The organism is Pseudomonas sp. HLT2-19-2 (assembly GCF_054898005.1).
In genome coordinates this window covers 3,315,038-3,340,778 of sequence record NZ_CM142712.1, presented here as the reverse complement: position 1 = coordinate 3,340,778, position 25,741 = coordinate 3,315,038, and the positions used below count along the sequence as shown (strand labels likewise).

General features: G+C 54.2%; 25 protein-coding genes and 5 pseudogenes. 15 read left to right on the top strand and 15 right to left on the bottom strand.

The features are described 5' to 3' along the window. Window positions 1-5: 5 nt before the first annotated feature. The 5 genes from ACYZTU_RS15615 (at window position 6) to umuC (ending at window position 3,416) form a co-directional block, all read left to right on the top strand. Window positions 6-218 carry a hypothetical protein gene (locus tag ACYZTU_RS15615; protein WP_461964038.1) on the top strand — a complete coding sequence of 71 codons (213 nt, stop codon included), beginning with the start codon at window positions 6-8 and terminating at the stop codon, window positions 216-218. 165 nt (window positions 219-383) lie between these two features. Next, window positions 384-761, top strand: coding sequence for a hypothetical protein (locus ACYZTU_RS15610; protein ID WP_461964037.1), 378 nt, complete (start codon window positions 384-386; stop codon window positions 759-761). A gap of 95 nt (window positions 762-856) precedes the next feature. Further along, the gene (locus ACYZTU_RS15605) at window positions 857-1,585 is read left to right on the top strand and encodes a metallophosphoesterase family protein (protein ID WP_461964035.1); all 729 of its coding nucleotides are present in this window, start codon (window positions 857-859) and stop codon (window positions 1,583-1,585) included. A gap of 132 nt (window positions 1,586-1,717) precedes the next feature. Beyond that, window positions 1,718-2,149 carry a LexA family protein gene (locus ACYZTU_RS15600; protein WP_461971061.1) on the top strand — a complete coding sequence of 144 codons (432 nt, stop codon included), beginning with the start codon at window positions 1,718-1,720 and terminating at the stop codon, window positions 2,147-2,149. After that, a complete protein-coding gene (gene umuC, locus ACYZTU_RS15595) occupies window positions 2,136-3,416 on the top strand; it encodes a translesion error-prone DNA polymerase V subunit UmuC (protein WP_461964033.1) in 1,281 nt (426 codons plus the stop codon). The genes ACYZTU_RS15600 and umuC overlap by 14 nt, the downstream gene beginning before the upstream one ends. Before the next feature lie 100 nt (window positions 3,417-3,516). Here the strand turns inward: umuC and ACYZTU_RS15590 are convergent, their stop codons facing one another. Beyond that, window positions 3,517-3,849, bottom strand: a complete 333-nt coding sequence (locus tag ACYZTU_RS15590; RefSeq protein WP_461964031.1) for a hypothetical protein — start codon at window positions 3,847-3,849, stop codon at window positions 3,517-3,519. A 584-nt stretch (window positions 3,850-4,433) separates the two neighbouring features. Here ACYZTU_RS15590 and ACYZTU_RS15585 point away from each other — a divergent pair. Together ACYZTU_RS15585 and ACYZTU_RS15580 are read left to right on the top strand one after the other, a co-directional pair. Then, on the top strand, window positions 4,434-4,649 hold the full coding sequence (locus ACYZTU_RS15585) for a hypothetical protein (RefSeq protein ID WP_128605289.1): 216 nt from the start codon (window positions 4,434-4,436) through the stop codon (window positions 4,647-4,649). A gap of 233 nt (window positions 4,650-4,882) precedes the next feature. Continuing rightward, a pseudogene (locus ACYZTU_RS15580) lies at window positions 4,883-5,256 on the top strand (DUF2252 family protein); the annotation flags it as partial. A gap of 27 nt (window positions 5,257-5,283) precedes the next feature. Here ACYZTU_RS15580 and ACYZTU_RS15575 read toward each other — a convergent pair. From ACYZTU_RS15575 to ACYZTU_RS15560, 4 genes are read right to left on the bottom strand one after another with little or no spacing between them, the layout of a single operon-like run. Continuing rightward, the gene (locus ACYZTU_RS15575) at window positions 5,284-5,757 is read right to left on the bottom strand and encodes a DoxX family protein (RefSeq protein WP_461964029.1); all 474 of its coding nucleotides are present in this window, start codon (window positions 5,755-5,757) and stop codon (window positions 5,284-5,286) included. 34 nt (window positions 5,758-5,791) lie between these two features. Next, window positions 5,792-6,556, bottom strand: a complete 765-nt coding sequence (locus ACYZTU_RS15570) for an HvfC/BufC family peptide modification chaperone (RefSeq protein WP_461964027.1) — start codon at window positions 6,554-6,556, stop codon at window positions 5,792-5,794. Continuing rightward, a complete protein-coding gene (gene bufB / locus ACYZTU_RS15565; protein WP_461964025.1) occupies window positions 6,553-7,407 on the bottom strand; it encodes an MNIO family bufferin maturase in 855 nt (284 codons plus the stop codon). The genes ACYZTU_RS15570 and bufB overlap by 4 nt, the downstream gene beginning before the upstream one ends. A 27-nt stretch (window positions 7,408-7,434) precedes the next feature. Next, entirely contained in the window at window positions 7,435-7,707 is a 273-nt protein-coding gene (locus tag ACYZTU_RS15560) for a BufA1 family periplasmic bufferin-type metallophore (protein WP_461964023.1), read from the bottom strand. Between the two features lie 246 nt (window positions 7,708-7,953). Here ACYZTU_RS15560 and ACYZTU_RS15555 point away from each other — a divergent pair, with 246 nt between their 5' ends. From ACYZTU_RS15555 to ACYZTU_RS15530, 6 genes and pseudogenes are all read left to right on the top strand, one after another. Continuing rightward, window positions 7,954-8,526: a sigma-70 family RNA polymerase sigma factor gene (locus tag ACYZTU_RS15555; RefSeq protein ID WP_461964021.1), complete on the top strand. Its 573-nt coding sequence runs from the start codon at window positions 7,954-7,956 to the stop codon at window positions 8,524-8,526. Beyond that, window positions 8,523-9,164 carry a DUF1109 domain-containing protein gene (locus tag ACYZTU_RS15550; RefSeq protein WP_461964019.1) on the top strand — a complete coding sequence of 214 codons (642 nt, stop codon included), beginning with the start codon at window positions 8,523-8,525 and terminating at the stop codon, window positions 9,162-9,164. The genes ACYZTU_RS15555 and ACYZTU_RS15550 overlap by 4 nt, the downstream gene beginning before the upstream one ends. 204 nt (window positions 9,165-9,368) lie before the next feature. Continuing rightward, complete coding sequence (locus ACYZTU_RS15545) at window positions 9,369-9,611, top strand: DUF6555 family protein (RefSeq protein ID WP_461964017.1); 243 nt, start codon at window positions 9,369-9,371, stop codon at window positions 9,609-9,611. Window positions 9,612-9,815: 204 nt separating this feature from the next. Continuing rightward, window positions 9,816-9,933, top strand: a pseudogene (locus ACYZTU_RS15540) (methyl-accepting chemotaxis protein); the annotation flags it as partial. A gap of 216 nt (window positions 9,934-10,149) precedes the next feature. Further along, window positions 10,150-11,370 (top strand): annotated as a pseudogene (locus tag ACYZTU_RS15535) (IS3 family transposase). Window positions 11,371-11,514: 144 nt separating this feature from the next. Further along, complete coding sequence (locus ACYZTU_RS15530; RefSeq protein WP_461964015.1) at window positions 11,515-12,129, top strand: FMN-dependent NADH-azoreductase; 615 nt, start codon at window positions 11,515-11,517, stop codon at window positions 12,127-12,129. A gap of 49 nt (window positions 12,130-12,178) precedes the next feature. Here ACYZTU_RS15530 and ACYZTU_RS15525 read toward each other — a convergent pair. After that, window positions 12,179-12,634 (bottom strand): annotated as a pseudogene (locus tag ACYZTU_RS15525) (IS66 family transposase); the annotation flags it as partial. Window positions 12,635-12,898: 264 nt separating this feature from the next. Further along, window positions 12,899-13,561, bottom strand: coding sequence for an NADPH-dependent F420 reductase (locus ACYZTU_RS15520; RefSeq protein ID WP_461964013.1), 663 nt, complete (start codon window positions 13,559-13,561; stop codon window positions 12,899-12,901). Window positions 13,562-13,660: 99 nt separating this feature from the next. On the opposite strand from ACYZTU_RS15520, the gene ACYZTU_RS15515 reads away from it, so the two are divergent. Further along, the gene (locus ACYZTU_RS15515) at window positions 13,661-14,554 is read left to right on the top strand and encodes a LysR family transcriptional regulator (RefSeq protein ID WP_461964011.1); all 894 of its coding nucleotides are present in this window, start codon (window positions 13,661-13,663) and stop codon (window positions 14,552-14,554) included. Between the two features lie 780 nt (window positions 14,555-15,334). Here ACYZTU_RS15515 and ACYZTU_RS15510 read toward each other — a convergent pair. Beyond that, window positions 15,335-16,867, bottom strand: a complete 1,533-nt coding sequence (locus ACYZTU_RS15510) for an MFS transporter (RefSeq protein ID WP_461964009.1) — start codon at window positions 16,865-16,867, stop codon at window positions 15,335-15,337. A 173-nt stretch (window positions 16,868-17,040) separates the two neighbouring features. Here ACYZTU_RS15510 and ACYZTU_RS15505 point away from each other — a divergent pair, with 173 nt between their 5' ends. Beyond that, window positions 17,041-17,928 (top strand): LysR family transcriptional regulator, encoded by an 888-nt coding sequence (locus tag ACYZTU_RS15505; protein ID WP_461964007.1) that lies wholly within the window; start codon window positions 17,041-17,043, stop codon window positions 17,926-17,928. Window positions 17,929-18,085: 157 nt separating this feature from the next. Here the strand turns inward: ACYZTU_RS15505 and ACYZTU_RS15500 are convergent. From ACYZTU_RS15500 to ACYZTU_RS15470, 7 genes and pseudogenes are all read right to left on the bottom strand, one after another. After that, window positions 18,086-18,589: pseudogene (locus ACYZTU_RS15500) on the bottom strand (IS66 family transposase); the annotation flags it as partial. A 312-nt stretch (window positions 18,590-18,901) separates the two neighbouring features. Further along, complete coding sequence (locus tag ACYZTU_RS15495; RefSeq protein WP_461964004.1) at window positions 18,902-19,549, bottom strand: LysE family translocator; 648 nt, start codon at window positions 19,547-19,549, stop codon at window positions 18,902-18,904. A 267-nt stretch (window positions 19,550-19,816) separates the two neighbouring features. Then, the gene (locus ACYZTU_RS15490; protein WP_461964001.1) at window positions 19,817-20,704 is read right to left on the bottom strand and encodes a glutamate racemase; all 888 of its coding nucleotides are present in this window, start codon (window positions 20,702-20,704) and stop codon (window positions 19,817-19,819) included. A gap of 354 nt (window positions 20,705-21,058) precedes the next feature. Continuing rightward, entirely contained in the window at window positions 21,059-22,420 is a 1,362-nt protein-coding gene (locus ACYZTU_RS15485) for a KamA family radical SAM protein (RefSeq protein WP_461963999.1), read from the bottom strand. Between the two features lie 28 nt (window positions 22,421-22,448). After that, complete coding sequence (locus ACYZTU_RS15480) at window positions 22,449-23,882, bottom strand: amidase (protein WP_461963998.1); 1,434 nt, start codon at window positions 23,880-23,882, stop codon at window positions 22,449-22,451. Next, a complete protein-coding gene (locus ACYZTU_RS15475; protein ID WP_461963997.1) occupies window positions 23,882-24,454 on the bottom strand; it encodes a hypothetical protein in 573 nt (190 codons plus the stop codon). Before ACYZTU_RS15475 ends, ACYZTU_RS15480 begins: the two co-directional genes overlap by 1 nt. Continuing rightward, window positions 24,451-25,335, bottom strand: coding sequence for a TauD/TfdA family dioxygenase (locus ACYZTU_RS15470; protein WP_461963995.1), 885 nt, complete (start codon window positions 25,333-25,335; stop codon window positions 24,451-24,453). Before ACYZTU_RS15470 ends, ACYZTU_RS15475 begins: the two co-directional genes overlap by 4 nt. Window positions 25,336-25,741 lie beyond the last annotated feature (406 nt).

The following is a 25,741-nucleotide window of genomic DNA, read 5'->3' as shown; positions in this document are numbered from 1 at the left end:
TGGTGATGGCTGTTAAGGACGACACGGTGTACTGCGATGTTCAGATGCCAGTCGCGCAGGGTCGAGAGCTACTGCAGGTGGTGAATGCCTTGCGCGATTCGGGAGCTCATCCGAACCTCGATACAGTTTTTGCGCATATGCAGCTTGAGCTGACAATGGCGATTGATATTGTTGAAAACCCCCGGCCTTTGGGGGCGGCCAGACCTACCAAACACTGAATTTGGTACAGCTAGGCGCTGGCGCGAAGAGGCGATTGCAGGTTGCAGGCTAGGGTATCGAAAGTCGTCCTTGAGATCAGTGCGCGCCGATGAGGTGCTCGAGCTTGCCTGCTGTCTCGGCATTAATGGTGTGCTTTCAAACTAAAATTGGAGCATTGGAATCATATGACAGATGAGCTATTGCCCATTTTACGAGAGCGCTATCCAGAACTTTTTTCCAACACCCATCTCCGGGAGATTGCATGCCTGGCCGGATGGCTAAATCTGATTGATGAACTGTGCCGCACTTTGCAAATTCACCTGGATTCTCATCCTGATGTTCCTCAGGTGAAGGTGCTCCAAGTGAAGGAAAAGTTTGGTGGGTTGCGCTTCTATTTTTCTGGCGGTGACAAGGCGTGCCGTGGGGCCGTTGTCGCGGCAGAAGAACGGTCGCTTTCGACTTGCGAAGTTTGCGGGCAGACCGGGACTTTAGGAGAGGGGCGTTGGCTGAGCGTACGATGCTTCGAGCACATCAATTGGTCACTCTCAGACGACTGCAAATGAAGTGATCGGATGCAAGCCATCGACCCGATGAAACAGCAGACCGCTCATACACCGGTTTAAGAATGCGCGGAGCGTTGCTCAGGGCGGGTAATCCAATGAAGCTTCAAATCTATTCAGATCTGCACAATGAATTTTCTAAATTCGATCCTGGCCCGAGCGATGCGGACGTGGTCATCCTCGCGGGTGACATAGACCTGAAATCGCGAGGAGTGAAATGGGCGAACGAAGTGTTCCAGTGCCCGGTAATCTACGTGTGCGGCAATCATGAGTACTACGGTGGGCACATTGAGCACACGTTGCGCAAAATGAAAGAAGCGGCAGCGCCGAATGTTCACGTGCTCGAAAATGAAGTCCTGATCCTGGATCAAACCCGATTTTTGGTCACTACAGCGTGGACAGATTATTCGTCGACTGGAGATGTCGTTGCGGCGAAACGCATCGCCTGGGAGTGGATGAACGATTTCACTGTGATCAGAACAGATGAGAGTTACCGGCGCCTTCGCCCAGATGATCTGATGGCCAAATCCAAGGCGGCCTATGCCTGGCTTTCTGCAGAGCTGGATAAGCCATTCGACGGCATAACCGCAGTGGTTACGCACCACGCGCCAACCTTGGAACATGTCGGTGATGACTTGCCTGAACACTTGGTCGCAGCCTATGCGAATGATTGGCCGGAGCTATTGGGTAAGGCCGATCTTTGGGTATACGGACACACCCACATCGCAGCGGACTTCGCTAAACAGGGTTGCCGAATCGTTTCCAATCCTCGTGGCTACCCGGGTCAGACAACCGGTTTCGATCCTAATTTTTTGATCGAGCTTTAAAAAGCAGCGGTTTAGCGAGGAGGCTCACACGCTCGCACAGTGGTACCCCCTGTCGACTGTGATGAGTCTTTGTTTGACCGCAAACCCTGTTCAGCGGTTAACTGTACGAACATACAGTATTCGGCGATTTGTATTATGGTCACCATCCTCGGCCCGCTATCCAGCAGCGGCATTCAGCTTCCGTTTTACTCCTACCGCGTCCCCGCAGGTTTCCCGTCGCCTGCGGCAGACCATCTTGAGCAAAAGGTCTCTTTGGACGAACTCCTCGATCTGCGGGCTCCTCACGTGTACCTCGTGCGCATAGAAGGAGACAGCATGATCGGAGCCGGTATTTTTCCGGGCGACCTGGCCATTGTGGACAGATCCATGGAAGTGGAGTCTGGACATATCGTCATTGCAGCTGTGGATTGCGAGCCCGTTTGCAAGCGATTGGTCAAGGAGTGTGGCCAGATCGTTCTCAAGTCAGAGAATCCAAAATATCCTTCGCGTTACATGATGGAGGGTGAAGAGCTTTTGGTATGGGGCGTTGTTTTGTACAGCGTGCGCAGCCATGAAAAAGCCTGAGCCAGCATTCGCCCTGATCGACTGCAATTCCTTTTACGCAAGTTGTGAGCGAGTTTTCAGGCCAGACCTTCGCAACACGCCCATCGTAGTGCTCAGCAATAACGATGGGTGCGTAATCGCCCGCAGCTACGACGCCAAACCCTTTGTGAAGATGGGTGAGCCGTACTTCCAAATCAAAGAAAAATTGAAGCAACATGGCATCGTAGCGTTCTCATCGAACTACGCGCTCTACGGCGATCTGAGCCAACGCGTGATGAGCGTGATCGAGTCGCTTGTGCCGGCTGTCGAGGTCTACAGCATCGATGAGGCCTTCGCCGATTTGGCTGGAGTGCCAGGTGATCTGGAAGCGCTCGGACGACGGATACGTGCACAGGTCTATCGGAGTACCGGCATCCCAGTTGGAGTAGGCATTGCCGGTACGAAAACCCTCAGTAAGCTGGCCAATCACGCGGCGAAGAAATGGCAGGCGCAGAGTGGAGGTGTCGTCGATCTTCGTGAACAGATCAAGCGGGATTGGGTACTGAAGAAATGCTCGGTGTCAGACGTGTGGGGTGTCGGACGCAAGATGACTCTTCACCTGGAAGGCATGGGCATCAAGTCCGCCTGGGATCTCTCCAAAACAGATCCATGGATGCTGCGAAAGAAATTCAGTGTAGTGATTGAGAAGACGGCGCGCGAGCTTGCGGGTACGCCGTGTCTTGAGCTCGATGAGCCTAATCCACCCAAGCAAGAGATATGCTGCAGCCGGATGTTCGGGAAACGTCTCGCCGAGATTTCGCCGATCAAAGAGGCGGTGGCCACTTACATGATGCGAGCCACGGAGAAGCTCCGGGCTCAGCAGTCGCTATGCAAGAAGGTCAGGGTCAGCATTCGCACGCGCATGTTCAATCCAGAAGAGGCCAAGTACGCCAATGGTGTGTTGGTTGAATTGCCGTATCCAACCGACGATGTGCGACTGATGACGAAGGCTGCCGTAGAGGCGGTGGATAGGATCTTTCGACCAGGTTTCAAATACAGCAAGGCTGAGGTTCTCCTTGTCAGCCTCTGTCAGAAGGGTGAATACACCGATGACCTTTTCTCTGTTTCTCAACCCGAAGCTACCGAAAAAGTCATGAGCGTGTTGGATGCAATAAATGGGAGGTGGGGCAGGGGGACATTGCGTGTTGCCAGTGTACCAACGGATCCAGACTGGGGAATGCGTCGGGATTTGATGAGTCAGAGCTTCACGACTCGTGTTGATCAGCTTTGGACTGTCTATTGTCGATAGCTCGTATCGCCGTTAGCTTCGGCCTATCGCACTGGCTACATTATTCTAAATTATGGCTCAGTAATAATTATCGCTGGCATAATTTTGAAGCGTCTGGCGGTCAACTCACAGGAGGGCTTGCGGCGTTCAACGAGATGTACCAGTCAGCATAGGGTGTCTTGGCGACCTGATATCTACTGAAATCAGGACTGCCGTCGCCCCACCAAACCGGCCCTCGCTCCCCGAGCGCCACCTTCGCCGTTTGGACGTGCGCCCTGGCCAGCTTCATCTGCCCAGTATCGCCAGAAGCTTTCGCTGCCTTTACCTCACGACGCGCCGCCATCAAGTCATTGACCAATTGCTGCCGCACATCCTCACTCAGCGATGGGTTGCTGCACCGCCACAGCTGCCCTTTGACTACAAAGTAGTGACCGTCAGGTGTCGTGGGATTCATTTCGGAAGCTCCGTGCCGACTCAGTACAGCGTTCTGGCTCGAAACGCACCGCAACCGGTGCACGCCCGATGTTGTGCTTTCTGACTTGGTATTAGAATGACGCTCAGCTAGTTGCTGGCTCTGGGCATCGACGAGTTTCTCTGCCGAGAAACATCATCGGCAGGTCTCTGGATGGTTTGCGGTTGGTGTCGATGTGCGATTCGCAATACTCCCCACAGCATGGCAATAGCTACCGCCACCCAAGCAGCGAACATGCTGAAGAGGGTCATTGCAAGGCTCATTTATCTCTCCTTTGTGTTGTCGTCATCCTGCTCTCCTTGGCGATGATCATCTGCCACTAGCACATTCAAATTTATGCGTGATTTGAATGTACAGCAATTATGAGGCTATGGTTTCGAGCACCTGAACGCAATGTGGAAACCATCTTTAGCCTGCAGATCGCTTTGAAACCGGTAGCTAGATCCAATGGTTTACGGTCGACAACTCGGCCGGTGCCTGTGGCTTAGAGCCAGCCCGCGCAGTTGAAACACTGGCGAAATAATCTGGCCGTATGATTCGCGTCATTGGAATCCGAGGTACCAGAGATGAATCGGCCATCAAGAAGCATGCGCAAACTGCTCGACTCCGTCGCTGCCAACAATGAGCACGCGGCGTTGGATGTTATGCGTGCAACTGAGCAGCTCACGGACGAGGTGTTGCGGCAACGGTTGCTCAACCTGGTTCACCGGCTCAATCAGGACGCCGATGACCTGCGATTGGCGCGCGACGACATCCAGGGCGGTGCCATCAAATTCGCGTGACTGACCGCCAGGGACTTAGTGGACTGGTTGAACTCACCAAATGTTTGGCGCAGGTACGCACGGCAGCTCCGTCAACGTCGAGTCTTGGCTGACCAAGTGAGTTCGGTTTGAGTACAAAAGGGCCCCGGCGAGGGCCCTTTTTGTTGGGGCTCAAAGCGATAATCAGCTGTAATATTTCGAAACATCTAGGGGTGGAAGTGAGTCAACAGATTTACGCCCTTGTAAGAATTCCTATGAAAACTCCTGGCCCCTCCGCCCGATTAGAACCGCTCTCTCAGCTTAAAAATCTCAAGATGGCAAAGTCAGCACACGCCTACGTCCGAGGTAGCACGGTACAGTTTTATGAGTGGTTGCATAGCCAGTCCGGTCTGCGACTTCCAAGTGGGCCTGCCGTTTGGATCTGTGGCGACTGCCATGCTGGAAACCTCGGGCCGACAGGTGATTTAAAGGGTGAAATTACATCCACATTCGCGATCTTGATCAGACCGTCATCGGCAATCCTACTCACGATCTGGTCAGGCTGGCGCTGTCGTTAGCCACCGCAGCCCGTGTGTCAGATCTGCCTGGCGTTGCCACAGCACGAATGCTTGAAGAAATGATGCGTGGCTAGCCAATTATTCATGAGCGCTGAGTGTCACTTGATGCCGAGTGGTCGATCCAGCGACATAGCACCTCCACCACGTGCGACGATGAGCAGTAGGAGGCCCGCCCAGGAAAAGTGCGTTGGCCAGGCGTCAGGGTAGACAAACACCTGGATCACAAAAGTCATGCCCAGTAACGCGAATGCTGATAGTCGTGAGAACAGGCCCAGCACAAGAAGCAGTGGAAACAAATGCTCACTGTAGGTAGCGAGATGCGCAGCCAGTTCTGGAGAGATGAATGGCAGTGAGTATTCTGTGCGGAACAGCTCATAGGTACTGGGTGTGACCGTCAAAAATCCACTGACTTTGGTGCGTCCTGACATAAAGAAAATGGCCGCGATAGATAGGCGAGCAACCAGCACCAATAGTGAGTCACCAATCATTAAGCCAAGTCGGTCTGCAATGCGGTTCCACATGCCACGCAAGGATTTATCGGCGGTGGGCGACGTATTTTGTATCACGTCCATGATGTGCTCCGTTGGTTCAGTTGGTGTTAAGTCCTCAGAGAGAGCGGTGGGTTTTTACAGCGACGAACGCGTCGGCACTGAACAAGCGGGCAATGAGGTCTGCCAGATCCAAATCAGACTGAACCTCAACGGCTTTTTCTGCGGCCAGTTCAAGCGGCAGGTATGCCGCGCAGGCGTCTAGAAACGTGCAATCCGCAGCACTGGCAGCCTCCCAACAAACCCGGCCTTGCTTGCGCGTCAGAAGCGCTCCTTCGCCGCGCCAGTCGAGTTCGTCAGGCATGTCCCGCTGTTCGCGATTGAGGCGCCAGATGGTGTAGGCCGGGTGGTCTGGGAACCAGGCCCAACGGGAAGCAGCCCTCGGTGTGAGCCGGCTACGGGCCAAGTCCTTTTGGGACAGGTTCGCAAATGCGCTCGGATCAATGTCGGGCTCATCTTTAGCGCAATGGACTTGTGTCCAGAGCAGATCCAGGCGGGCGACGTCGCCCAGATAAGACATCTCTCGCGCATGCTCAAAAGCGTCGAGAAAATCCGGGAAATCAGCGCCGTAGTGCAGCAATCGGGAATCCGTCGGTGGTGACTGCCGGGCATAAATCGCTGCGGCGGCCTTGAGCCACTTTGTACCGACCAAACGCTCTATGGTGGGAAAGTTCGCGAGTAATGCGTCCGTCGATCCTTTCAATACAGTATTGCGGTACACCAAAAAACCGGGCTGTTCGATTAGAGCAGTCATTCCAGTCGAATTTCGTTCATATAACGCATCGACGAATGCATCCTGAAAGCTTTCGAGTGAGGTGTTCATATCGTCACTTCTGATGGTCGCTTTTTACCGATGTTTAACAGAGTCTGTGCTCTGTCTCGTTCAGCCAGCAAGACGTCGAATCCTGGGATATTGTCGTCGCGCTCGATCAAGGTCGGGCGCATGCCGATCCGTTCGATAATGCGTTGATAGAGCACCCAGACGTTGTTCGCGATGGGGGCATCGTGTGTATCTATCAGCAACCGCGTATCTCCCGGATCCACTGCGTGGCCTGCCAAATGGATTTCCACAATCGCCTTGGCCGGGAAGGCATCCAGATACGTCGCCGCATCGAAGCCCAGGTTATGCGCGCTGATGTGTACGTTATTGACATCCAGCAGTAACCCACAGCCAGTTCTCACGCTCAGCTCGGTCAAAAAGTCGATTTCGCTGAATTCATGACCTTCCAGGCGTAGGTAATGTGTGGGGTTTTCAATGGCAATAGGACGTCTTAAGGCGTCTTGTGTACGTTGGATATTGCTCACGATGCGCTGCAATGCCTCGACTGTACGAGGGAATGGCAGTAGGTCAGGATTATACTGACCACGCCATGCTGACCAGGCTAGGTGTTCGGAAATCAATGCGGGCTGAACCTGATCGACCAGTGCTTTCAGGCGCTTCAAATGGTTTTCGTCCGGCGGACAATCGGCAGCAAGTGAAAGTGAAACACCGTGCAGCGACAGCGGGTGTTGACTCCCAATTGACTCCAGCCATGCGAGACGGGGGCCACCACCTACCATGTAGTTTTCCGGATGAACTTCGAACCAGAGCCCCTCAGCTGTGCAGTCAAGCGCATCTGAGTAATGATTCGGTTTCAGACCGAGTCCGGCCCCCATCTGGCGTTCAGTTTTCATGGTCGGTGTTCCCCCGTGGCTTTACGATTACTTAGGTGCGAGAGTGCCCATGCCTTTTGGAGTCTTGATGGAGGTACACGTACCTGCAGGAACGTTTTTCCAGGCATTAGCCTGGTAGTCCACTTTGGCCGTGCCTGCACAGGTGGTACCTGCGCCCGCCTTGCAATCGTTCTTACCGGCCAGGGAAACGCCGTAACATTTCTCCATGGCGCCCGCTGCGGCAGGAGTCTCTGCGGCCATAGCACCGGCAGCGAACGAAGAGAAGGCAACAGCGAGGGCGGCAAGTTTGAGATTATTCATGGTTTTGTCTCCAGATGATGGGGGTGGCGTCGCATCAGCGCTTGAGCACTGTGGTTGCGATCCAAAAGGTAGTTCGATGGCTTCCCATATCCGGTTACAGCGACCGTAAAATATTTCTCAGATCTGCAAAACTGATTCGCTTGTAACCTTATGCCGGTAACCGCATGCAAGATCTGCTGCCCGTCACCAACGCTGGCTTCATGCATGAGCGAGATATTCTTAATTTCCGTGTAACCCGAGCGAACGATGGAACGAACTACACATAACGACGTGTTGCGCAGTCGAGAGCTCCATCTTCAGGCTCTGTTTATCGCAGGACTGGACGGAGATGAGCGGTCTTATCGAACGTTTTTATCGGAGTTAAGTGGTCATCTTCGTGGTTTTTTACGCTCGAAGCTTCAGCAGCGACCTGGTGAAGTCGAGGATTTGCTGCAAGAGGTTTTGCTGGCCGTTCATAATGCGCGCCAGACTTATCGGATAGACCAACCGCTGACGGCGTGGGTTTTTGCCATTGCGCGCTACAAGATCACCGATTTTTTCCGAGGGAGGTCACGTCACGACGTGTTCAATGATTCTCTCGACGATGCGGCAGAACTGTTTGCCGAGCCACACCTTGAACCTGCACAGGCCAGTCGCGACCTCAGCAGGTTGCTTGAGCAGCTACCTGAACGTCAGCGTCTACCTATCGTGCACGTGAAACTAGAAGGGCTGTCTGTTACTGAAACCGCTCAAATGACGGGGTTATCTGAGTCAGCGGTGAAGATAGGCATACACCGTGGGCTGAAAGCACTTGCGTTAAGAGTTCGAGGTGCACGATGAATACTGATGATTTTATTTCCATGCTTGCGTCTGGCGTGGCCCCGGTTGACCGCAGGACGCTCGCTAAGCGATTCAGCGGCGCGGTGCTGGCCGGGCTCTTGAGCGCCACTTTGCTGGTAGTAGCAATAATGGGTGTTCGGCCAGACCTGGGCCATGTCATGGCTACACCGATTTTTTGGGCTAAGATCGCCTTCCCGCTTTGTCTGATGATCGGTGCGCTGAGCATGGTAATGAGGCTGGCTAGACCTGGAGTAACCTCGGGCCCCGGCAAAATTTTGATTGTTGCCGCAGTCGCTGCGGTGTGGGTCGGCGCTATCTACGTACTCATGGTGGCCGCACCTGATGATCGACTTGCGATCATTCTCGGCGAAACCTGGCAGGTATGCGCACTCAACATAACCTTGCTGTCGATTCCGGGGTTTATCGCTGTGTTTTGGGCGCTACGCGGTCTCGCACCAACCAACCTGACGCTGTCAGGAGCCTGCGGCGGACTACTCGCCAGTGCAATGGCGACGATTGCATATTCCCTGCATTGCCCCGAGACGCAAGTACCATTTTGGGGGGGGTGGTATTTGCTGGGCATGCTGGTGCCGACTGTACTAGGCGCATTACTCGGGCGACGCTGGCTGCGCTGGTAGCAGATCGTGCGCATTGTTGACTACTGTAAGAGATATCAATATCTGGCGTCCCGGTTCGTTTGATAAAAATGCTGCACCTCTAGAGCACGCTGGCGTTACTCAGCCTGTACCGAAAATCCTTACCACCAGTCGGTTTATCTCTGATCCGTTTGTTGCGGTACTAAGCTTTTGAAAAGCTGTTGTTGCAACGACAGGAGGCCAGTGATGACTCAAATAACGGTGTTTGAAATCCGTTATCGCTTCAACGCCCAGCGTAGAAGTTTTTTCATGGAAGCAACTCATCTTTGCGACAGTGATGCCTGTCATTTTGCCGCTCTCCATGCAGGGGTAAATGAAGTGGCCGATACCGCCTTCAGGCCAATGTGCCAAGCTAAAATACAAACAGAAAAGCTTGGAGTATCTGATGTGTGGTGGGGCCTAGCCCGAGAATTTCATTCAAAAGATTAAAGAGTTAGCGTCAAATTTTCTTGGGCATCTATCAGGTAAAACTGTCTAAACTCGCACATCAGCTGTAAAGCCCCCTAGAAAGTCAGCGCATTGATCGAAACACGTCTATGTGCACAGCGCTAACAAACAGTCCAAGCTTCCGCAACCTAAATAGAGGAGCTGGGTGAACACTCTGAGCAAATTTCGTCCATTGTAAATGTCACCAAAGATACTGCGGATCAGACGAATTTTTTTGGCCCTGAACGCAGCGATTGAAGCTGATCGTGCCGGCGAACAAGGACATGACTTTGAGGTGGTTGCGGATGAGGTTCGCCTATTGGCCCACGCACCGCCAACGCACGCCGCAGGTGACGTCCCGTTGCCGAGAAACTGCCTGTTTCAGCAATGGTTACAAGGATCCGCAACTGATCCAAGCTGAGATTTCCGATCATGACCCATCTCTTTAACAGATGGACTCAATCATATTTATGAACGAGCCCCATGAAAGACAGGACACCGTTTCCCCCTTACGATAAGGGATAGGCAAACGGTTATGTTTATGACTAATAGCAACGATAAGAGTGGTGAGCTTTTGGGCCAGGAGCGGCGGCGCCGCTGGAGCCCAGAGCAAAAACTGGCCATGGTTCGAGAGAGCCTTGAGCCCGGACAAAGCGTTTCGGTGGTGGCCCGGCGCAACGGCATTAATGCCAACCAGTTGTTCCTGTGGCGCAAGCTTTACCAGGACGGCAGCCTGTCGGCGGTCAGTGCTGGCGAGGCCGTGGTGCCGGCCTCCCAGCTGAGTGATGCGCTCAAGCAGATCCGTGAACTGCAACGGATGCTGGGCAAGAAAACGATGGAAGCAGAAATCCTCAAAGAGGCCGTGGAGATTGCCCGGTCGCGAAAATGGATTGCGCACTCACCCTTGTTGCCGGGGGACGACCAGTGAAGCTGGTCAGCGAATGTCTCGGTGTGGCGCGCTCGCAATTAACGGTTCGAATCAAACAGTCGGTATCGCCCAACGTTCGGCGAAGCAGGCCCGTGAACGATGCTGAGTTGGTAGTTGAAATCCAGCAACAGGTCAGCGAACTGCCCAGCTATGGCTACCGTCGTGTCTGGGGATTACTGCGTCGCGCACGTGAAACCCAGTCGCTGCCGGCGATCAACGTGAAGCGGGTTTACCGGGTCATGCGTGATCACAACTTGCTGCTTGAACGCCGGATCAAACAGCCCGGCGTGCCGCGTCGGCACGAAGGCCGTATTGCGGTGCAAACCAGCGATACACGTTGGTGCTCGGACGGCTTTGAGTTCCGCTGCGAGGACGGCGCAAAACTGAGCGTGACCTTCGCCTTGGATTGCTGTGATCGCGAGGCCATCGGCTGGGTCGCGAGCCCGACCGGGTACAGCGGCGATGACATCCGCGACTTGATGCTGGAAAGCGTGGAGAAACGCTTCGGTGATCAATTGCCGATCACGCCGGTGCAGTGGCTAAGCGATAACGGCTCGGCCTATACGGCCGAACAGACGCGCCTTTTTGCTCGGCAGATCGGCTTGCAACCGGTGACCACACCCGTGCGCAGCCCGCAGAGCAACGGCATGGCTGAGAGCTTCGTGAAGACGATCAAAGCGTGACTACGTAGCGCACATGCCCAAGCCGGATCGAGAAACGGCGCTGCGTAACCTGGCAATTGCCTTTGAGCATTACAACGAGCAGCATCCGCACAGCGCCTTGAACTATCGCTCTCCGAGGGAGTTCAGGCGCTTGGCAGCCGCATCAATTTAACAGGGAGTTGGTGTCCGGTTTTGTAGGGGCAAATCCAATTTACATCACTCCTGCGTAGAGATCGCATTGGGTAGAGTGTGTCGCACATCGCCTATAGCGACAACGCAAAACATACCGCCGCGTCACCGCGCAGGAGTTACTTTCATGTCCAGGCTTCTCACCATTGAAGCCAGCCCACGTGCGGATGCTTCAATCTCCCGGCAGCTCACTCGCCGATTTGTGGCCGCGTGGGAAGCTGCACACCCTAGGGGCGCCATCAAAATACGGGATCTAGCGGACACTCCACTTACGTTCGTGACGGCCCCCTGGTTACAGGCTTACTTCACCCCAGAAACCCAACATTCGCCTGAAATGAAAGCCGTGTTGCAGCTATCCGATGAGCTTGCGGCCGAGTTGCTGGAAACCGATCACGTGGTTATTTCAACGCCGGTCTACAACTATAACGTCCCTGCGGCGCTCAAGGCGTGGGTGGATCACGTGGTACGTAAAGGCCTGACCTTGGGCTTTGATGGTAAAGGGCTGGTGACCGGTAAAAAGGCAGCGGTGCTGCTCGCCTCGGGATGTGTATACACCAACGACTCCCCGATTAGAGACCGTGACATTGCGACCCAATATTTGAAATTGATCCTGAACGTCCTAGGTATCACTGATGTCACCTTTATTGCGGCCGGCGGCGCTAAAGCTGTAGATCTCGGAGAAATCAGCATGCACGATTTTCTAGATACATTTGATCATCAAATTCAAAAGTCGCTGGTTTAGACAGCATCTCTCCTAGCCCATACGATTCTGCTCTATCGACTTCGCGTGGTTAAACGGGCATCCACTTATGCGGCAGTAACTGATCGATTTCACTTGCTCGCTGTGTCGGCAGACTCGTGAGAACATCCTTCAAATAGGCATACGGATCATGCCCGTTGAGCCGTGCCGACTGGATCAGGCTCATCAGCGCAGCCGCACGCTTGCCGCTGCGCAACGAACCGGCGAAGAGCCAATTCTTGCGGCCTAGGGCCCATGGCCTTACTTGCTGTTCGGCATGGTTGTTGTCTATGGGGAGCGCGCCGTCATTGAGATAGCGCGACAATGCCGTCCAGCGTTTGAGGCTGTAACCTAGAGCCTTGGCAATGGCCACCCCATCGTGCACAAGCTCGCGCTGTGCGATCATCCAGGCATGCAGCGCATCCATCACCGGCACAGCCTTTTCCTAGCGAATTCGGCGGCGTAAATCCAGCTCCAGGTCGCTGACGTCACGTTCGATTTCGTATAACAACTGGATGGGAGGCGCTGGACGACGCCAGAGCATCCACGGTCTTCCAGAGCCCTATCAGCCTAGGCATGTGTACGGTTCGGGCAGATCAAGTGCGTCTGTCTAAATGCAATGTATTAGGCTGGCCTTGAAATAGTGCCAAAGTGTGTAATTGCATTCCACCTGACCAGGCATTTGCATCCGTATTGACCTCCTCGCGCTTTAGTGACGACAGGCTGCATTCGACCCATAGCTGTCACTCGCCATGGGCCGGGCCCTGTCTCACTAATGACGCCACGCCCCTTCTGGCAACTCGACCTGGCGCTCAGCTGCTGCCAGGGCTTTTCTCAAACCATCTTTGTCCAGCGCAATGCAGTAGGCCGGCTTTGCGCGCTCAAACCGCCAGCTTTCATCGAGCCCACCAGCATCGACGGCATCGAAGCCAATTTCGTCAAGCAACTGACCGACCACCGCTTTGGCTTGCGCATCATCAGCCGCCATGGGCAGGGCTCGACGGTCTGCTGCTTTGCTTGATCGCGCGTCCACCAACAAATCGCCCGCGAGGATGGCATTGAAGACCTTGACCACCGTGACCCCCTTCAAATGCTGCGCGAGCAAACGGCTGGTTGTAGTTTCGAAGCTGTCCAAGGGAGCAATGTGGCCGTCTCGCTCGGGGTAATAGTTGTTGGCATCCAGCACTATTTTCCCCGCAAGCCACTCGGGTGGCAGGCTTCGGTAATGCTTCAGGGGGATTGCTACCAGTACAACTTCGCCGAACCGTGCTGCCTGCTCGACGGTGCCGATCTGGCTGCCAGGAATGCCACTGAGCACGCTGCTCATAGTCTGGGGGCCACGCGAGTTACTCAGCATCACATCATGCCCCACCGCGATGGCCAATTGCGCTACGGCGCGTCCTATAAACCCGGCTCCAATAATTCCGATACGCATCGCTTTCTCCGCAATCTGGTTTGAAAGGCCTATGATGATTGGTAGCTAGATGGAGATAAATTGTCGTTTAGTAATTGCTTTCGCTACCAGGAGTTTTGAATGGATCGGCTCACCAGCATGGCCGCCTTCGTTATGGCTGCCGAAGCCGGCTCGTATGCCAGCGCTGCACAGCGCTTGGGCATGTCGCCGCAAATGGTCGCCAAACATGTGGCCGCCCTTGAGCACCGGCTAGGTGCGCGGCTGCTCAACCGCACCACTCGCCGACAAAGTTTGACCGAACTGGGTACTGCCTATTACGAGCGTTGCAAGCACATCGTGAGTGAGGCAAAGGCCGCCGATTCGCTTGCCCAAATCATGACCGACACACCGCGAGGCAAGCTGAAAATCAGCGCGCCAGTGACCTTCGGTTCCTATAGCCTCATGCCGTTCGTGACAGAATTCCTGCGTCAGTTTCCCGAGGTAGAAATCGACCTGCATTTGACCGATCGCGCTGTCGATTTGGTGGAGGAGGGATACGAGGCTGCTTTTCGGATCGGCCCAGTGGCCAATTCCAGTTTGACAGCCAGGCCGTTGGCGCCGTATCGATTGGTGGTATGCGCAGCACCACGCTATTTGGCTGAACGCGGCACGCCGCAAGTACCCGCTGATTTACAGCAACATGAGTGCCTGGGCTACGCCTATTGGTCTCGTCCAGCCGACCGTGAATGGCAGTTCTGCAACGGCGCAGAAGTTCATACCGTGCCGGTTACCAGTCGTTTGCACGTCAACGAGAGCAAGGCTTTGCTGTCGGCGGCGGTCGACGGTTTCGGAATTGTCCTGGGGCCGGCGGACTTCCTCGACCCGGCACTACGCACGGGTGAATTGGTAAGGCTACTGGACGGTTTCGAAGCGCCCAGTCGACAGATGCATCTGCTGTATACCGCCAATCGGCAAAAGACTGCCAAAGTTCGACAGTTTATCGATGCGGCAGTAACGCGATTTACGGGGCAATGACGGGTACTGAAGTGGCCGTTAAGAGGGGATACATCCCCCTTCAAGTGACCGCTTCTGGCCGTTTTCTGCCCTTCACGCACTGAGGAAGTGATTTCGGGTGAAACGGGGAGTTGGTGTCCGGTTTTGTAGGGGCAAATCCAACAAGCTTCGCCATCGCAGTTGATCGCAGATCTTTAACGACCGCCTCTGGGCCGATGTAGACACTGACTGAAGAACAAGCGCAAGAAGGCCAGGAACGCTGGCGCTTTTCGCCAGTGCTGCGGCTGGGTGGGTAGATACGACCTATTTGTACCGAAAGCGTCATCGCTCCGAACTTTCTGTCGATCTTTTCAGTCGACCAAGCACCAACCTGATCAACGCACTCAATGGCGTGTCAGTGCATGCCATCGCAGGCGGCCCACGACAGATCGGGTACAACTATAAAAATGGTGATTCCGATGAATTGTCTTATCTGTGTAGGTGTCGCTGAGCGCATTCAGTGCTCAGGCCCTTGGGAAGAAGAGACTGTCCGGACTGCGGACGCTACAGAGTCTCGGACGAACTCATATTGACCTTGATGGAGCAGGGCCAGATTTTCGATGTCAGCAAAACTAGGGGTTGGCTTGACAGCAGTAAGCGTCCGGCGAACACGGCTTGGCGAGTCAATTACACATGTCTCCAGCGTGGGCACGGAGAACTCCGGGTAGCCTTCCATTAGGGCGATGAAGCCGAAGATGAGCCGAGCCTCCCCGGCTGGATACCTGCGTATAGCCCAATGCTATGAGCCTGTCCCAATCGGATTCATGCCGCGGCTCCCACTTCTTCATGCGCACGCGATCGACCCAGCAAGGCGAACACTAGCAACGCAGTCAGTGCCGAAGATGCAGCCAGGATGTACAAGACCCAGCGGAATGCCTGGTCGTAGGTCGCCAGCAGCAAGGCGCGCTCGCCGCTGACAAGGGCACTGGCATACGCCAGATCGCCGAGCGCGGCGCGATTGGCGGCCTCGATCACAACGGCTGGATCGGCCGCGGCTAAAGTGCCGAGCAATCCTCCCTGAATTAAGAACGCCAGCAGCGCGCCCGCCACCGCGATGGCAATCCCGTCGGCCGAAACACGCACGCAGTTGAAGATGCCGGTCGCCATGCCTGCTCGTTCTGTCTTCACCACGCTCACGGCCATGCCATCCATCAGCCCCCAAGGCAGGCCAATGCCTGCGCCGATCAGCGCCAGCGGCGCTACCAGCGCAGGGCCGGCCCCGCCAGACAACACCTGGCCCACCCAGACCAGTCCGGCCGCCACCAGCAGCAGCCCGACGCCAGACAGCATGCCGGAGGTGAACCAGCGCGACAACAACGCGGCAAGGAACGGCACGACCAGCAGCGGCGCAGCCAGGGCGATCATCATTTGGCCCGCTTCCAATGCGCTCAGTCCGTCGATGCCGATGAAGCGGCCCGGCAGCATCACGATCAGAGTGACAAAGAAGAAGGCCGGCGATGCGGCCAACACCTGCACGCCGACGAAGCGCCCACTGCCGAATAACGACAGGTCGAGCATCGGGCGCGCGACGCGGCGTTCGATGCGTACGAATGCGATGAATAGCACGACCGAGGTCAACAGAGTGCCGAGCACCGAAGCGCTGCGCCAGCCCTCTTCCGGCGCCAGCAGGATGCCGTAGGTGAACAAGCTCAGCGCGGCGGTGAAGCTGAGGGCGCCGGGCCAGTCCAGGCCGGTAGAGTCTGGGTCTTGGGACTCCGTGGCGCTGACCCACACCAGCAGGAAACCGGCCACGCCGATCAGCGCCGTCGCCAGGAACACCCAGCGCCAGCCCGCCACCTCCACCAGCCAGCCTGCCGCCAGCGGCCCGAAGGCCAGGCCGATGCCAAATGTGGTGCCGAGCAGGCTGAACACACGTGTACGGATCGGGCCGTGGAAGGTCTGTGCCAGCGAGGACATGGCGCCCGCGAAGGCGGCTGCGCCGCCCAGCCCTTGCGCCAGTCGCAGCCCGTCGATCCAGCCGACCGTCGGCGCCAGCGGGATTAAGAACGTCATCAGCACGAATAGCGCCAGGCCGACCAGCCACACGCGCTTGCGGCCATAGGTGTCGGTCAGGCTGCCGGCCGCCATCATGGCGCTGCCGTAGGTCAGGATGTAGCCGTTGACCACCCAGTTCAGTTGCACCGCCGTCCCGCCCAGTTCCTGACTGATGGACGGCAGCACGACTGCCGGCCCGGTGAAGCACAGCGGGATCAGAATGCCGGTAAGGCAGGCGGCAAGCAGTTGCAGCCAGTCGCGTCCGGTGGTACCGCTTGTGGCGGTCAGGGCTTGTGTCATGGGAAACATCCAAAAAAAAGTCATTAGAGGGTCAGGCAGCCGTCCCATATCTCGAAAGCCAAGCAGACAGCCGGATCCAACCTGTGCAGCCGTCAGCGTAAGTGCGGGCTCGATTAAGAAAAATAGGCTAAGGTTCCGAACATATCGGACAAATTTTCTTAGAACGGTGAAGAATGGACTCCCTCAACGGCATCGCGTTCTTCGTGCAGGCGGCGGAAGCCCGTAGCTTTTCGGAAGCCGGGCGCGTGCTCGGCGTCTCGTCTTCCGCCGTGGGCAAGAGCGTGGCCCGGCTGGAGGAGCGGCTGGGCGTGCGCCTGCTCCACCGCAGCACGCGCAGCATCACGCTGACGGCCGAGGGCACTCTGTTCCTGGAGCGTTGCCGGCGCATCCTCTGCGAGGTCGAGGCGGCCGAATTGGAGCTGTCGGAAACCCGGCAGGCGCCCCAAGGCAAGCTGCGCGTGAGCATGCCGCTGGTCAGCAGCTTGGTCATGCCGGCGCTGACGGCCTTCATGCACCGCTACCCCGCCATCGAACTGGACGTGGATTTCTCGGATCGGATGGTCGATGTAATCGAGGACGGATTCGATGCCGTCATTCGCACCGGAGAACCGACTGATTCCCGGTTGATGTCCCGTGCACTGGGCACCTTCAAGCTGCTGCTAGTTGCCTCGCCCAGGTACTTCGCCGCGCGCGGCACTCCGCGCGTGCCCGCCGACCTGACGGGCCACGCCGGCCTGCAACATAAGTTCCCGAGTACCGGCAAGTTCGAGTCGTGGCCTTTGCGCAGGCCGGAGGGCGAGGCAGAACCCGCCCTCTTGGCCTCGATGGTATGCAACACCACCGAGGCTCTGTTTCACGTCGCTCGCGATGGCCTTGGAATCGCCTGCCTGCCGGACTTCATGGTGCGTGATGCCATTGCGGCCGGCGAACTGGTGACGGTGCTGGACGACTTCAACCAGCATCAGGGCACCTTCCGCATGCTTTGGCCATCGAGCAAGCACCGGGCGCCGAAGCTGCGCGCGTTCATCGACTTCATGGGCGCGGAGCTTTTCAAAACCTGATCTGGACTGGGCCACGTAGGCGCCGATGCCCATCACCTGCGCCTATCCAGGCACTTCGACGCGATGCGCTGACGCCTGCCGCGTCTGCTAAAAGTATCAGTGCGATCCCCAGGCCCACGGCAAACCGTCAGCGTGCCGTCAACGCACTTTGCGAACGTCAGATAGGCACCCACTGATGTGCAACAATTGCCCAATCTCACTCGCGCGCTGAGTTGGCAGACGCGTGAGTACATCCTTCAAATAGGCATACGGATCATGCCCGTTGAGCCGCGCAGACTGGATCAAGCTCATAATCGCTGCCGCCCGTTTGCCGCTGCGAAACGAACCCGCAAAGAGCCAGTTCTTGCGCCCAAGTGCCCACGGACGGATCTGGTTCTCGCACCAATTATTATCGATGGGTACGGCCCCGTCATCGAGGTGGCGCGACAGCGTCGCCCAGCGTTTCAAGCTGTAATCAGTGCCCTGCTGATAGCCGAACCTTCGGCACGAGATCGCGCTGGGCGATCATCCAGGCATGCAGTGCAGCCATCACCGGCACGGCTTTTTCTTGCCGTATTCGGCAGCGTAAATCTGGCTCCAGGTCGCGGATTTCGCTCTCGATTTTGTACAGCAGTTGGATATGGCGTAGCGCCTGCTCGGCGAGCATGCTCTTGTTGGTGGCGGCTTCGAGCGCGTGCAGCTGTTCAGCGAAATGTTTTTCGAGTTGGCAGTATTCGGCGAGTTTGGACATGAGATATTCTCGGTGTGAGTAAACTAGACGGTTACACCATAAATCAAAGCATGCACTGACAAGGACTCGCGTTTAATGCTTCACGCATAGAGTCATGCATTCACGGCACTTGAAAGCTGACTCTACAAGCATTTGGAAACTTACTCTGCGCTTAATGGTAGGAATATGATGACGTACGCGAGCCTTGAATCTCAATGTTTTCACACAAGCCCCGCAATCAGCAGAAACGGACTCATCGACGTATTACTCTAATGCAATCTGTCGACGCATGGTCAGAATGGCTGCTCCGAAACCGATAAAGGTTGCTCCCACCACCCGGCTAATCCACCGGGACAGCTCGGGCCGACTCAACACCCCTTTAGCTCGAGATGCAAGCGCAGCGTACAGGCTCAAGGATGCCACCGACAACGCCATGTAGATACAGGTGAGGATCAGGAACTGCGGTAGCAACGCCGCACTCTGGTCGATGAATTGAGGAAACAATGCGGTGAAGAACATTGTCGCCTTAGGGTTGGTAGCCGCAGTCACGAAGGCCGGCCTGTACAATCGGGAACGAGTGGGCCGGCTCTTCTTTGGGTTGTCTTGCATATCCTCGGCAAGTACCGAACTCTTTCTAAACAACTGTCTGGCACCCAAGTAGAATAAATAACCAGCACCTATGATCTTCACCGCGTTAAACAACCATTCGGAACTGGCAAGCAACGCTCCAAGCCCCAGCATGGCAGCTGCTGACAGGCAGAAGAGTCCACTTGCATTGCCAAGGGAAGACCAGAGTGCGCTGCGTTGTCCATATGCCAGACTGTTGTTAATAGCCATCAAGGTCGCGGGCCCAGGACTGGCGATGGAGACGGCGGCGACTAGCGTAAAAGCAAGAATCGAGTGAAGCACCATGTTCTAGGCTCCTGGAGGATAGGTTTTTCGCATATTTACTCAAAGGAACGGGCCCACAGGGATAACATGTCGTTCGGCTGTATCGGACTTCGCCATACAATCACGACTGAGATAACCCCAACATAGAATTGCAAGAGCACACCCGCCGCGATTACCCATTCGGATGAGTCGGAAGTCTAAAACTGTGGCAGCACTAAGTAACCGACGCGTCGACCGTTGGAGTCCGAAGTACATGGGAGGGTGCGACACCCTCCCATGCTTTTCAAATTAGTCGTATTCCCTTTTTTTTGCGCAGATCACTGCAGCCTCTAGAGATACAAACTTAGTTACTTCACCAAGAAAGCGGCTTGCCAACTCTGATACGAGCACAACATTACCGGATGTCAGTAATGTCAATTTAGGCTTGGGTGTTAGCTTGCCTTGGAATTGCGGATGCTGATTTAGATAGTTTTGGAGAGACAAAGAGGCTATTCTCGCCTGAGATAGTACCGCGCATGCAGGTGGCACTGCGTCTATGAACGCTTGTTCGACTAATGCGTAGTGCGTGCATCCTAATACTATCTTTTCTAGAACAGCCCCATTTAACATATCCATCATCGATCTGACGTTGATTTCTACTTCCCGTTTGATGACGCTAAATTCTATGCCGTTTTCAATCAGGCCTGCTAAATTTGGGCACGCTTGCTGAATTAGCTGGATTGAAGCGTCTCGCTTGGCTAGTTCAATAGGAAAATATCGACTAGCAACAGTTGCAGATGTGGCAAAAACTCCAATCGTACGTACGCTAGAATCAAAATCTGTTTTTATTATTTCCTTTTCGGAATGCCAAGGACGGTCGGCAATTGCCTCGATGGTCGGAACGACAATACCAAGTATTCGCCTATCTTTCCAATGTAAAGGCAGCCACTCCCGCTGAAGCCTCCTTAAGGCAACTGTTGAAGCGGTATTACAGGCCAGAACCACAAGATCGCAGCCCATTAAGAAGAGGCGCGCTACACACTCACGAGTATATTCATAGATTTCTTCTGTCGTTCGAGTTCCATACGGTGCACGAGCGTGATCGCCATAATAAACAAATTCAGAATTTTTGAATTGCTTGGATAGTTCGGAGAGGATTGTCAACCCACCCAGCCCTGAGTCAAATACACCGATCATATGGATTATCTTTAAAGTAGATTTTCATTCGAGACGGATTAGCAAATATTGCCCAGATAAAATTTTTTGACCTTAACTCCGCAACGCATTGGCTGCGAGTGCTTATATTCACTCGTGGTTATAGCGCAATCCAAAAAAGAGCCTCAATATTTATAGTGCACCTGGTCAATCTAGATACCCAGATGCACTCCATCTATATTCACCGAAATTACTTACCTACGCAGTCAACAACCGAACATAAATAGCATAGACCGACGATTTTCCATGTGCGATTTTCCATCACCATTTTTTCGGTGTTGCATGATAGGTCGTAATTTCGAGCGCAGGTAGCTTAGTAATCCCACTGATGCCAAATTATCCGAACTCAACAGCCCCACGACTCTTAGCATTTATCTGAGACCAAGGAGATGCACCCATATCAAGCACGGCGGGTTCCAGATCATCTACCCAGCAGGCGTTAGCATCATATTGCGCTAGGAATGGTCTGTTCACATATGACGGGTCTCGGCATTGGAGGAAACGGAGAGCCATATACTGCTCTCCGTTGATTTCCATCACGCCATCGAAGGCGACTTTTCCAGGTGTTGCCGACATTACCGGGCCGCGTACAGTTCGACATAACCCGGAGACGCTTTTATACGCTTCAGTGAAGATTTCATATGCACGAACCAATGGAACTTCGAAATAGCTTCGGGGGCCAGTATCTCGCTCGATAAACATATAGTAAGGCAGCATTCCCAAGCGCACTTGCATGCGCCACATGGAGGCCCAAACATCGGCAGAATCGTTAACTGCCCGTATGATTGGACTCTGAGTTCTGATGGTCGCTCCCGTTGCGAGAACGCGCTGAATCGCCTGTTCAACTGCCGCAGTCTCCAGCTCTCTAGGATGAGTAAAATGCGCCATGAACGCCAAGTTCCTTCCGCTCTTAACCACTCGCTCGAAAAGCCCAAGCATTGCATCAGCATCGGAGTCAGTCAAAAATTTGTAAGGCCAGTAGGACAGAACCTTCGTGCCGATTCGAATCGACTCAATATGACTCAACTCAGGATCATTAATGATCGGGTCAATATATTTTGAAAGTTTCTCTGCGCTCATTACCATCGGATCTCCTCCGGTTATGAGAACACTTGTGACCTCTCGGTGCTGGCGGAGATATTCGCAGAGACTTTCAATTTCTCGCGACGCAATTTTATAGTCTGGCTCCTGCACAAATTGCGCCCAGCGAAAGCAATAGGTGCAGTACGAATGGCATGTTTGACCTTGGCTCGGAAAGAATAGAACAGTCTCTGGGTACTTATGCTGAATTCCGTCGAATCGCTGGCCATTCAATAATGGAACGTTAAGATCAAGTTGACCACCTGGATGCGGATTAAGTTTCCTTCTAACTATAGATGCCGCCTTCTGAATTTCGCTGGTAGGCGCTCCAAGTGTCAAAAGCTCCACAATGGGTTTAATGTCTTCGAAGGGGAGCATATCGGGCTGGGGAAATACGAGCCTATATATCGGATCGTCTGGGGCGGCACTCCAATCAATCAGCTCGTCGATAACATAATCATTAACGCGAAACGGAAGTATGGCAGCCACCGCCCGTACATATATACGATCTTGTTCGGATAGTCCGGCACGTTTGGTCAGGGTATCGAGGTGCGAAGCGTTGTAAAAACGCAGCTTCTTTGGCTCGTTTTCTACGGTGGCCTGGATTAGATTAAACATCGACAAATTCCTTGTTGTACGAGTCAGTTCATGCAAAAAAAATAGGGGGCTTGCAGTCAGCCCACGGCGCGAGCCGCTCAAGCTGAGCAGCAATGCCAAGGAGACGAGCCAGATTATTTGGTCGAGAAGCTAGCTGTACGCCAATAGGCATACCTTCATCTGTCCAACCAAGGGGCACGGATACGGCACATAAGCCTGCGAGATTCACGAAGGCGGTGAAGGGTGCAAACTCGGCAGATCGCCTAAAAACTTCGTATGGATCAGTCGGTTCGGTAATCCAGCCATGCGGTACCGAAGGACGTGCTAGCACGGGCGTCAGCAGAATCTCATTCTCGCCAAATAGGCCTAAAATTCGCTCGGCATAGCTGTTCAGTCGTACAAACGCACGGTGGAACTCAAGAGCAGAGACGCTCTCCGACATGTTGATAGCGTCACGCGTAGTACGGTCGAGCAGTTCGGAAGATGGATCGCCGTAAGCTACCGGAATCGTACTGCGCAGCAGCATCATATCGCTCAAGACGCGGTCATCCGACCAGTCCAATTTACGCTCCAAGATCCGATAGCCGGAGGCTCCTAGCAGATCGGCCGCACGATATACCGCCGCTTCGCAAGCTGAATCTACCGTGCAGTCAATGGGAGGCGCGCAAGTTAGAGTTATTGATACAGCTGAAGAGGGAGGTGCTTCGTTTACAGCCAATGCCAGCTCTTCGCCAGTAATAGCATTCATACCTGCTAAATAATAAAGTGCGTCAGCGACTGTTCTGCTGATCACCCCATCCAGCGCGCCTCGACCCAGAGCGGGTCGCGCAGGTGCAGGGAGTCTTCCATGGGGTAATGCAACTGCAAAAACACCGCAGCACGATGCCGGGATCCGCAGCGAGCCGGCCCCGTCGCTTCCATGCGCAATCGAGGTAAGCCCTGCGGCTACACTTGCGGCCGCCCCGCCGCTGGAGCCTCCCACGCTGAACTCGAGTGACCAAGGATTACGACAGACACCGTTAAGCTCCGATTCGGTGACGGGCAAAATGCCAAACTCGGGGGTATTGGTTTTCCCCACTATCGTCATGCCCGCGTCTTTCATCGCTTTCACCAGAGGGGCGTCCTTCTCAGGGACATAGTCAGCGAAGGCTTTGCATGAAAATGTCGTGATCAGTCCTTGGGTAGGAGTAAGATCCTTAACTGAGATAGGCACACCCCAGAGAAGCGGAGTGTCCGAGCTTATCCCGCCTTCGAGGGACTTGGCATGCGCCTCGGCTTGCTCTCGCCCAACCGTCACAAAGCAATTTAAACTTTCATTTGCTTGCTCAATCCGATCTAGACTTTGCTGGGTCGCCTCTAAGGGCGACATCTCTCCAATGTGAAGGCGGTGAGTTGTTTCGAGTAGGCTGCCCTTTGTTTGCGCAAACTTTCCACGTAGAATTTTCTGAACGTCGATGGCGGATTCCCTAATTACCTCTCTCATCACACCAATTGCTTCCTATATTCGCCATTAGAAACGCCTGAGCGGCGAGCTTGGATCGCTTCATAAAAAGCAATGAGTTTACGTGCATCGAAAAGGATGACGTTCTGCTCCTCGCCATATGCGTGGATGGTGTCGGAAAGAACAGTAAGTGGAACACCCGCCTTTTTGAGGGTTGTCCAGAATGGAGCGATGGTCATACCATATATAAATGGTCTCTCAAGCTCGATACATATTTGGCTGGCTGAAACTACAAGTTCGTGAAGAATGCGTTTGCCATCTTTATGGAAGCGTGCAACTCCCAAGCGTCCAAACTCTACTCCCCGTTCCTTATCCAATGCTCCCCTATATCGGTCTTCTAGTGGCCAGTGCCCGTCTAATGCCATTCGTAGGGATGCGATTGGCTCGCCCTCCGAATCTCTCACAAGCACATGACGGCATTGCGAGTCATAGGTGTCTGTATGCCATGCATCAGCAGACTTCTGATCACGACGACTACCCGCGAATGCCACGCGACGAAGATCCAATACCACTTTTAGACGTTCAATGTCGTTACCTTCGAAAGTCTCGATCATGATGCGCTCCTGAGTTGCCCCATACGCAGGAGAATTCGGCGCTCGACATCGTCAAAGTGCCTGCGGCCATGCATAAAACGCGAATTGTCGATGATTACTATCTCTCCTGGATTCCAAGCAACATTGACAGAAACGCGCTCGGCAACATCTCGAATTTCAGCCAGAAGGTCACTCGGAAACGCACTTCCATCAGCTAGATGTACGCGAAAGTCGTCTCGAGCGTAGAAATCACTCTTGGGACGATAGGCATGAATCATTAACGAGTTACAAAATGAGGGAACTCCCGAAGTCAAGGAAGGAACTACCGCCATCGTACGGAAACGTCCATGCAAGTCATCACCTTCAAAGTGATATTCAAGCTTTTCGTAAGGTTTGAGCTTATTGCTAAGATAGATAAGCGCTTTTTTTGCTTCTTCGATAGTACGAACGCCCAATGTTTGTTGCCAGCGAACCGGGCGAGCTTCCCAGCTCCAGTGCAGCTCTAAATCTTCAACGAACTCACGAGTAGAGTTCTGAAGCTCATCCAAAAGCCGCGCTCCATCACATATGACTGTTTCCCCTCCTGACGCGGCTGGTCTCTCGCAGAAAAAAATAAGGAGATCGGGACAACCAGGCGCGTAAGAGGCCTCCCGGTGAAGGGGAATTGAATCGATTCCTTTGTTCACTGTTGATGTGCTTGGATCTTTGCTTACCGGGTCACGTTCAATTGTATTGGTAGCGTGGTGAACGATGGGAATCATTAGGGAGTCGCTAATCTCTATGAAGTCACTCATTCTCGCCCCCTTGGTACGAACCATCACAGCGCCGTGACTTGTGAGAGCGCCACGTACTGCCGCTATATTCATGCTCTCAAGGATAGGTAAAAGCTCGTCAGAAACCATGTAAAATTCCTTTTCTTAATGGTAAGTACAACTCGAAATTCAGGTTGGTTGTTGTTTTCAATTTACTTTAAGTGCGGTACCTCTGGGACGCAAAAAGGTTTTAGAAGCCGGTGCACTCATGAAAAATAGTGCTCGCTCACTAAGCCGCATTGGAGAATTCAATCTAGGCTTGCCAATTTTATGGCCGCCGAACTCCTCACATTACAATTGTCAGGTCGGTGTTAAAATCTAATTATTCTCTAGAGGAATCGCCCCCTATGCGTTAGAGATAGTGCCAAAGATAAAATAACACTAGCATTTAAAAACCTGCCACCTGCTGGTTTTGACTTTAGGCTAGCAATAAAAGAGAGGCAAATACTCACCATTCAATTATCCTTGGCTGGTCAACGCTTCATACGCTCGTACA